This is a genomic window from Sphingomonas sp. AP28 (assembly GCF_056680455.1).
Genome location: NZ_JBWXQI010000008.1, coordinates 1 through 6,219, shown reverse-complemented (window position 1 = coordinate 6,219; position 6,219 = coordinate 1). Strand labels below are relative to the sequence as shown.

Below are 6,219 nucleotides of genomic sequence, written 5' to 3'. Positions count from 1 at the left end.
AGCATGTCGTGTAAGGCCTTAAGGTATTGATTTATCAGGGAAAAGACGCGTATAGGTGAGTATCCCATATCATACGTCCTAAGGACGTATGATATGGGATACCTCGACCTTACGTCAACTTCTTTCGCCTTTAATAGCTAAAAGAAGGTCTTTTTTGATAAGAAACCCGCATCTGGGGCCGATGGTGGAGAGGTATTGATCCGGACGATCGAGAAAATCTTACGCTCTGATTTAGCGATTAGAACAGGCGCTTTCCGACTTCCTCGGCGAATTTGGGATCTCGATCGGCACGGTTTCCAGCATTTAGCGCAGATTGGCTCCATGCTTCCGTACTTGGCGACAGTCTTTTAGGGGGCTGCCGTCCAGCAGAGGGAGGAGCAGTCTCGTCGGCTTTCAGATGGCAGACGGCATAGAGAACGTCATCGTGATCGGGCAGGTCAGTGCATCGCCGCCTCGCCGCCTCTGCTCCCTCGCGATGGTAGGCCACAGCCTTATCGGGGCTCCCTACCCATACCGGGCTGGCGTCATCAAAGCCGGCCAGCCACACAATCTGTTCGCCTGACCGTGTGCGAGCGAGAACCCAGCCCATGTCTGTATGAAGGCGACCCGATTCCAGCATTGCTGCTGTAAATTGCTCAACGGTAACAGGCCGGGGTGCATCATCCATGGTGTTCATCCTTCAAAGGGCGGCCGAACAGGCGAGACCAAAAGCTGCCATCGGACTGGGGCTGAGGTGGTGACGGGGGGGGCGCGACAGGTGCAACCTCTGGTGGCTGTGGTGTGTCCTGTAGGAACTCCTCGGACGCAGGGCGTTGATCCGTCAGCAGGCCGCGCTCAGCTATTTGGCGCCAATGATTGCGATCATTGCGCAGATCCTCGCGGTCAGCTCGGACATCATCCAGTTGGGATTTTAGAAGGTCGATTTGCGCCTTGAGCAGATCGACAATTTCCCCTGCTATGACGGGTGCATCGGGGGTGTCACCTACTGTTAAGCTGGGCTGTAAAGGTTGCTGCATCCCCTTTACAGCAGGCCAAACGCGAAAAAGCTCTACCGGCTCGATACGCCATTCGCCGTTTGCCGTCTTTTCCGCTGAAATACGGCCAGTTTTAATGGCTTTCATAAGGGTTTGACGGGTGACACCAACCTGATCGGAGGCTTCTTTTAGGGGTATACCCATGGGTGTCACTCGCTGTTAAATCTTACATGTAACCATCTGTAGACAAGGTGCATACTCTGTAGCGGACTAGCTTAGCTGTCCTAGTAGATTACCCGTAAGCGATCCGATGCTGCGTGCTTCCTCGTTAGGCTGGCGATCAACCGTTTCCTGCAGTGCAGGTATGTTCGGTTCCATACCGGGCAAAGTGGGCTCGCTAGGGGGGGGTAACCCCTCACCAGAGGGCAACTGCCGTTCGCCAGGAAGCATGCGTGGCAGCTTTTTGAGAGGGCGTGTATCGTTGATGACGCTTTCAGGTTGATCGGCTGCATCCGCTACTAGCGTTGCGCTGAACACTGAAAGCCGGAGCTCGTCACGTGGCTGGCCCCAAGCTACTCGATCGTTGACGACGTAGGCCGCCACTGTGCCGGGGCCGTTCATTCGCACGACCTGAACATAATTCTCTTCAGCTAGATCTCGCACCGCTCTCTGGACCGTGTCCACGCTGCACCCCATCAGCTTCGCGATCGTCTTTTGGGAAATGGCGACAGCATTACGATCCCCCATTCGACCAACGAGGATCAGAAGCAGTTGGCCGGCACGCGGTTTTCGCGCTGTGAGATCACCCCAAAGCTCCAATGCTTTGCGCTCGACTTGCACCCAATGACCCATTGACGACCCCACCGCACCCATGCGGCTACCCTACCGCAACCTTGCGGAGAAACAAGGCAAGCCTGCTTATTTAATCTGCCGAGTTTTTAAGCAACCTACCGCATAGCTGGTGCGGTAGGGTGACCGCATAGCTGGTGCGGCCACCCCCAGAGGTAAGACCAGGAAAAATAACGAAAAAGTATTTGCGCTCTCTAATGATCTAATGAGCGTGACCGCCAAGTCCCGCAGGCTGGGGCATGATCATTAGATCAGAAGGAACGAAGCAAGAACAACGAGCCTAGGCGGCTCGCGCGCTGTTGGATTCCCCCGACATGATCGGAAACGCCCTAGGACAGTGCGGAAGGTGCTTAGCGAGGCAGAAGTAGGCAGGTAGTCCGGTGTCGGCCCAAACAGGCTCCTGTGGCTTTCTAGGCTGCTCCAGAGGTGTTTTCCGTGTCATCCCCGGCTTTCGCGAGAAGCGCCTCTCCACGGGCCTTCCATCGGCGTTGCTGGTCCTCGGTGACGTCCGCCTTTGCCATGGCATCGAGTGCACCGAGAAGAGTTGCACGATCCCAAGTCGGTATGCCGGTCTGGCTATCCAGCAATCCCGCCTTCGTCATCAGACCGGCTGCGAGGAAGCGTTGATGGTCACGCTCCCTGCGATCGGCCTTAGCTGTGGCACTGGCGGCTTGGCGGATCGCTCCCCGGCCAGCCCGTACGGTTTCCTTGGCGCGCTCGACCCGGATCAGTGCAGCCAGTGACCGGTTATCAACGGGCGTTCGATCGGGCTTGTGCATGAGGAGCATGAAGAGCTTGTCGTCTTTGGACGGATTGGTTTTGGCGAGTACCTTATCAACGTGCGCCAAAGCCCACGCAGAATTGTCGATGTAGCCCGGTTTTGCAGCCATATTCCGCCTACCAAAGTTGACAGAATTGTGAGGCAGAAGGCAGAATAAGGCAAGGGCAGAAGAGTCCATGTAATTTCATGGCCCGCTTAGTTGTTTTGCAAAATGCAAAACGCGGAGTCTGCGGACGCCAAGAAGGAAGAAGACCAGCGTGGCAATCGGGCGGCTGAAAATGAAGGTAGGCGGGACCGGCAAAGCCGGGCCCCATGCCTCCTACATTTTCCGTGAGGGCCGTTATGCTCGTGACGAGACGCTGGAACGGTTGGACGCCACGGAATCCGGCAACATGCCGGCGTGGGCGGAGAATGATCCGGTCGCGTTCTGGCGAGCGGCAGATGCGCACGAGCGGGTGAACGGCACGACCTACCGGGAGATGGAAATTGCCATCCCGCGCGAGTTGTCGATCGAGGATCGGACCGCACTGGTGCAGGCGTTCGTGGCACAGGAGATAGGCGATCGGCACGCCTACCAATGGGCGATCCATACACCGGTCATGAGTAGCGACGGGGGCGAACAGCCCCATGTCCATCTGATGTTCTCGGAGCGTCAGGTGGACGGAATTGAGCGCGGCCCGGACGAGTATTTCAAGCGGGCGAACAGCAAGGCCCCGGAGCGCGGCGGGGCGAAGAAGGGATATGGTCCGCGTGCCGGTGAGCGATTGAGCCGGGAGGAACGGGCCGAGCATCTGAAAGAGCTACGGGGCCGGTGGGAAGGGATGGCAAACGATCACCTGGCGCGCGCCGGTCGGGGTGAGCGGATCGATATGCGCAGCTATCAGGCCCGTGGTCTCGACGTAGAGCCGGCGTCGCGGTTGCTCCCCAGTGAGTGGCGGGATGACGAGACGCGCACCAATGTGATCGCGTTCCGGCGTGCCACGGCCGAGCTGGTGCAGGCCAAGGTGGCGATCGACAAGGCGATCCCCGATCGCGATGCGGAGATCATCGATCTGTATCAGGAGCGGACGAAGCGGCTTGAGCGGGAGGCATTGGCCCGTGGTCTGATCGCGGGGGCCGCGCGCGTGGCGCGGGAAGAGCTTGGCGCACAGACGCCGGCACCCGCACCGCCCGCGCCGGTTGTACCGGCCAAGCCATCGCCCGAGGCGATCGTCCAGCGGTGGACGGCCGAGCATCAGCGTCAGCTTGTCGCCATACAGGCCAAGGCGCGGCGGATCATGGGTCATGCCGAGGGCATGGAGCGGCGTCACCTGGGGACGGTGCAGGATCATCAGCGCGAGCGGCCGATACCGCCACAGGGCATGTTCGCGGCGTTCAAACAGGCGTCATACGAAGCCGCGTGGAAGACGTGGGAGAAGGCAGCGGACGGCCTGCGACGGCGTGCAGCGCAGCTAGGCCGCCGCGTGGAGAAGCTGCGGGACTATCTCCAGCCGGTCACCCAATACACCCCGCACCATCCCGGCGACCGGCTGGCAGCGGAGCGGGTGGAGCGGGCGCAGCCCGACCTCTCCAAGGCCCATGCGGAGGTGATGCGTCAGCAGCGTATCGAGCAGATCGCGGTGGAGAAGGCCGCATTCGCTGAACGGGTGGCGCAGTTTGATAAAGCTAAACAGGAGCCTGCGGAGCGCGCAGTGAAGGAGCGCGAAAGGCTCAGGGAACAGCGTGAGCGCGACGATAGGGGGCGTGGACGTTAAACGGCGGTATCATCCATTTTGGGCCATGGTAACGATTTATAGAAACTCTTAGTTTTCTCAAAACATTCAAAAAAAGAAGGTAGCTCATAAGGCAACTCATCTTGGAGAGTATGCCAGTCTCTTTCCGATCTGATTGCTATATCTGGATTTTCTATAGAATTGATATCTGGAAATATTCCTCTAGATTTAGATTTGGTTAAAAGAGATCTAAGTATTTCGGCCATCATTTCTTGTGAATATTCAGAGTTATCTGCTAGCCAAGATATATCGTAAACATCCTGCCGTCTAAAGCGGTCTCTATCTGGCTGCTGGAGTAAAGATCTTATTTTCTCAGCCATTAGATCTTCTAAAGAATAAGCATTTATTTCAACATCGGTATTATCTAGGCTGTGGGGAGATATGTTATTCAAGGGTTCTTTGAATGACAGATCTATTTTTAATACTTGTATCCCCTGTCCGATAGACAGCCTAGCTTCGTCTTTGCTACCTCGAACGGCATATGCGATTGTTATGCTAAGAGCAGGCCCATCGGCCTCTTCAAATAGCTTCGGCTCTTTTTTAAGTCTCTGTACTCTGGTTACTAATGTAATATAACCCAAATCAGCACTAGCTCGTGCCATAGCTGGATTTAGCATTTCCCTTATTTGGGAAGTAAATGGCTCAGGATCAGCATTTATGCTGAAATCAACATCCTGCGTTCCCCTAGGACTGTCGTATCCCAGCATCATAAGGGCTCCGCCTTTAAGGATCATTGAGTCCTTAAGCTCTGGCGTAAGCCCAATCGCTGCTAGGAGGATGTGGGTTACTTGACGAGAACGGTACCGGACCGGATCTGCGCGTGCTGCTTCCACCCATTCCATAACGGGAAGGTCAAGGGAAACATGTTCCTTGTCATTAGACATTGGTTGCTATCATCCAATCTTCAGACCACGTGGATCCATACTCCGCATTAGGATCTAACTTTCTAGAGCCACCCCTTTGAGCAAACTGCTTCCAACCTTCGACAGTATCGTTTTCGATATAAAGCCGCTCGGTTATAATGTGCCCTGCTCTCACCTTAACAATTGGCATATGAAAACTATCGATGGATTTTACAATTTGATCCAAATAAGTTTCACAGTGCTCTTCCCAAACATTGAGTACATGTAAAATGCCACCGCATAGTTCGGGAAAAACTAAAGTTTGTGCAAAAAGATCGCCTATTGTTATTATCTTGTAATAAGAATCTTCTGCAACTTGCGTTTGATAATTGTGTCTTATCCTATGAGTTTCGATCCTGCGCTCTCTAATTCGGCCGGGTAGCTCAATGTGTTCTAGGCGACGATAATAAGTAAGATCTTGAGGGGATGGAACAAATCCATAGTCACTTAGTAGCTTCTCATCCCTCAATTTTGCCCATGACGAGCTTGCGGGGCTTGCCATACTAAGAGATTTTGGCTGCCGAACGGTCAAACCGTATCGTTGCATAGCAGATATGAATGCTATGTAACAAAACGGGTCAATAAGACATACTATATCTTCAGCAGGTAGATCAGGTATTTCGTTAACTCTAAACACCTGTGTCTTCGTTGATACCGAGTAAGCACCATCAAAATCGGGATCAGCTCGGATATGGCGTTCCTGAGAGAGCTCAGTAATTACTCTGCTAAATTGATCGTAGCCCGGAGCCGAAATCTTTTTTCGAATTTTAATCGGGTACTTTTGAGGGGACGTATAAATGTCCCACACAAGCTGGAATAATTCGTATCCGGTCACGACAGGACGCCCCCTATCGAGGAGCGTCATTAGCACTGCCTGGCTAACTGTTGATAGCACTACCATACGTCCTTAGGACGTATGGTAGTGCAAAGAGGGTTTGTCA

7 protein-coding genes are annotated in these 6,219 nt (G+C 54.4%); 1 reads left to right on the top strand and 6 read right to left on the bottom strand.

Features of this window, described 5'->3' with window-relative positions; translation table 11 throughout:
- Positions 1-238: 238 nt before the first annotated feature.
- From AC1MH0_RS24075 to AC1MH0_RS24060, 4 genes are all read right to left on the bottom strand, one after another.
- Positions 239-667, bottom strand: a complete 429-nt coding sequence (locus tag AC1MH0_RS24075; RefSeq protein ID WP_480966531.1) for a hypothetical protein — start codon at positions 665-667, stop codon at positions 239-241.
- On the bottom strand, positions 660-1,178 hold the full coding sequence (locus AC1MH0_RS24070) for a hypothetical protein (RefSeq protein WP_480966530.1): 519 nt from the start codon (positions 1,176-1,178) through the stop codon (positions 660-662). The genes AC1MH0_RS24075 and AC1MH0_RS24070 overlap by 8 nt, the downstream gene beginning before the upstream one ends.
- A gap of 66 nt (positions 1,179-1,244) precedes the next feature.
- The gene (locus AC1MH0_RS24065) at positions 1,245-1,826 is read right to left on the bottom strand and encodes a helix-turn-helix domain-containing protein (protein WP_480966532.1); all 582 of its coding nucleotides are present in this window, start codon (positions 1,824-1,826) and stop codon (positions 1,245-1,247) included.
- 407 nt (positions 1,827-2,233) lie between these two features.
- Complete coding sequence (locus AC1MH0_RS24060; RefSeq protein WP_480966529.1) at positions 2,234-2,713, bottom strand: conjugal transfer protein TraD; 480 nt, start codon at positions 2,711-2,713, stop codon at positions 2,234-2,236.
- A gap of 148 nt (positions 2,714-2,861) precedes the next feature.
- On the opposite strand from AC1MH0_RS24060, the gene AC1MH0_RS24055 reads away from it, so the two are divergent.
- Positions 2,862-4,358: a MobA/MobL family protein gene (locus AC1MH0_RS24055; RefSeq protein ID WP_480966528.1), complete on the top strand. Its 1,497-nt coding sequence runs from the start codon at positions 2,862-2,864 to the stop codon at positions 4,356-4,358.
- Here the strand turns inward: AC1MH0_RS24055 and AC1MH0_RS24050 are convergent.
- Both AC1MH0_RS24050 and AC1MH0_RS24045 read right to left on the bottom strand, forming a co-directional pair.
- Complete coding sequence (locus tag AC1MH0_RS24050) at positions 4,355-5,260, bottom strand: nucleotidyl transferase AbiEii/AbiGii toxin family protein (RefSeq protein ID WP_480966527.1); 906 nt, start codon at positions 5,258-5,260, stop codon at positions 4,355-4,357. The two genes, AC1MH0_RS24055 and AC1MH0_RS24050, sit on opposite strands and share 4 nt — an antisense overlap.
- Entirely contained in the window at positions 5,253-6,113 is an 861-nt protein-coding gene (locus AC1MH0_RS24045) for a hypothetical protein (protein WP_480966526.1), read from the bottom strand. The genes AC1MH0_RS24050 and AC1MH0_RS24045 overlap by 8 nt, the downstream gene beginning before the upstream one ends.
- Positions 6,114-6,219: the final 106 nt, after the last annotated feature.